This window comes from Streptomyces sp. NPDC058964 (assembly GCF_042741275.1).
Taxonomy (GTDB): domain Bacteria; phylum Actinomycetota; class Actinomycetes; order Streptomycetales; family Streptomycetaceae; genus Streptomyces.
On the sequence record NZ_JBHYKH010000837.1, the window covers coordinates 1 to 2,391 of the forward strand.

At 69.5% G+C, this 2,391-nt stretch carries 1 protein-coding gene; it reads right to left on the bottom strand.

All coding sequences use genetic code 11. The features are described 5' to 3' along the window. The coding region (locus ACFW2E_RS45400; RefSeq protein ID WP_384477632.1) for a phosphoketolase at positions 1-2,376 on the bottom strand (2,376 nt) is incomplete at its 3' end. Positions 2,377-2,391 lie beyond the last annotated feature (15 nt).

Here is a 2,391-nt window from a genome sequence, read left to right on the forward strand (position 1 = left end):
GTTCCAGGTCCAGTCGGCGACTTCGGGCAGGTCGACGCCGTGTTCGCGGATCCAGGCGTGGTGGCGGGTGCGGGCGTCGGCCATGTGCTGGCGCACGGGGGCGGCGCGCACCGCGAGGCCGGGCACGCGGTCGATGACGTCCATGACCAGGCGGTAGCGGTCGAGGTCGTTGCGGACGACCATGTCGAACGGCGTGGTCGTGGTGCCGGACTCCTTGTACCCGCGCACGTGCAGGTTCTTGTGGCCGGTGCGGCGGTAGGCGAGCCGGTGGATCAGCCACGGGTAGCCGTGGTAGGCGAAGATGACCGGCTTGTCCTTGGTGAACAGGCCGTCGTACTCGGCGTCGGTCATCCCGTGCGGGTGCTCCTCGCGCGGCAGCAGGCAGGTCATGTCGACCACGTTGACCACGCGTACGGCCAGCTGCGGCAGGTGCCGGCGCAGCAGCTGGGCCGCGGCCAGGATCTCCTGGGTGGGCACGTCCCCGGCGCAGGCCAGGACCACGTCGGGCTCGCCGCCGTTCTCGGTGCCCGCCCACTCCCAGATGCCCGCCCCCCGTGCGCAGTGGGCGCGGGCCTGGTCCATGGACAGCCAGTCGAAGCAGGGCTGCTTGCCGGCCACGATCACGTTGACGTAGTCGCGGCTGCGCAGGGCGTGGTCCGCGACGGACAGCAGGGTGTTGGCGTCCGGCGGGAGGTAGACGCGGACGACCTCGGGACTCTTGTTGAGGACGTGGTCGACGAAGCCGGGGTCCTGGTGGGAGAAGCCGTTGTGGTCCTGGCGCCAGACGTGCGAGGTCAGCAGGTAGTTGAGGGAGGCGACCGGGGCGCGCCAGGGCAGGCGCCGCGAGGTCTTCAGCCACTTGATGTGCTGGTTGACCATCGAGTCGACGATGTGCACGAACGCCTCGTAGCAGGAGAACAGCCCGTGCCGGCCGGTGAGGAGGTAGCCCTCCAGCCAGCCCTGGCACAGATGTTCGGACAGGATCTCCATCACCCGGCCGTGACGGTCCAGGTGCTCGTCGACCGGAAGGCGCTCGGCCTGCCAGGCCTTCCCGCTCGCCCCGAAAACGGCCTGCAGCCGGTTGGAGGCCGTCTCATCAGGCCCCACGATCCGGAAATCCCGGCGGCCGGAGGTGTCCTTCATCAGCTGGGCAAGGAATTCGCCCAGCACCCGGGTCGGCTCGTGCAGGGTGGTCCCCGGCTTCTCGACGGGCACGGCGAAGCCGTCGAGGGACCCGACCGGCAGGTCACGCACGAGCAGGCCGCCATTGGCGTACGGGGTGGCGCCGAGCCGCTGGGCGCCGTCCGGAACACAGGCGAGGACCTCGGCGACGGGCCGGCCGTCCGGACCGAAGAGTTCCTCAGGCCGGTACGAGCGCAGCCAGGCCTCCAACTGCGCCAGATGGTCCGGGTTTTCACGCACAGCGGCAAGGGGCACCTGATGCGCGCGCCAGGTCCCCTCGACCGGCTCACCGTCCACCTCGGCCGGCCCGGTCCAGCCCTTCGGCGTGCGCAGGACGATCACCGGCCAGTGCACCCGCCCGCAGACGCCGTCCTCACGCGCAGAGCGCTGCATCACCGCGATGCGCTCCAGGGCATCGTCGAAGGCACGCGCCATGGCCCGGTGGACCAGGGCCGGGTCCTCACCGCTCACATGGATCGGCTCGTGCCCGTATCCGCGCAGGAGCGCATCGAGTTCGGCCTCGGGCAGACGCGAGAGCACCGTCGGGTTGGCGATCTTGTACCCGTTCAGGTGCAGGATCGGCAGGACCGCCCCGTCGTGCACCGGATCGAGGAACTTGTTCGAGTGCCAGGAAGCGGCCAGCGGCCCGGTCTCCGCCTCACCGTCCCCGATCACACACGCCACCAGCAGACCGGGGTTGTCCAAAGCCGCACCATAAGCGTGCGCGAGCGAGTAGCCCAGCTCCCCGCCCTCGTGAATCGAACCGGGCGTCTCCGGGGCCACATGACTGGGCACACCACCGGGAAACGAGAACTGCCGGAACAACCGCCCCATCCCCACCCCGTCACGCGACACGTCCGGATACGTCTCGCTGTAACTGCCCTCCAGCCAGGAGTTGGCGAGCACGGCCGGACCACCGTGCCCCGGACCCCACACGCACAACGCGTCCAGCCCACGCGCCCTGATCACCCGGTTGAGATGGGTGTACACGAGATTGAGCCCGGGCGAAGTCCCCCAGTGACCGAGCAACCGCGGCTTGATGTGCTCCGGCCTGAGCGGCTCCCTCAGCAACGGATTGGACATCAGATAGATCTGGCCCACCGCCAGATAGTTGGCCGCCCGCCAATGGGCGTCCAGGGTGCGCAGCTCCTCGTCGGAAAGTACGGTGGCGTCCTGGTGTTCGGCCTTGGACATGGGTGAGACTCCGGA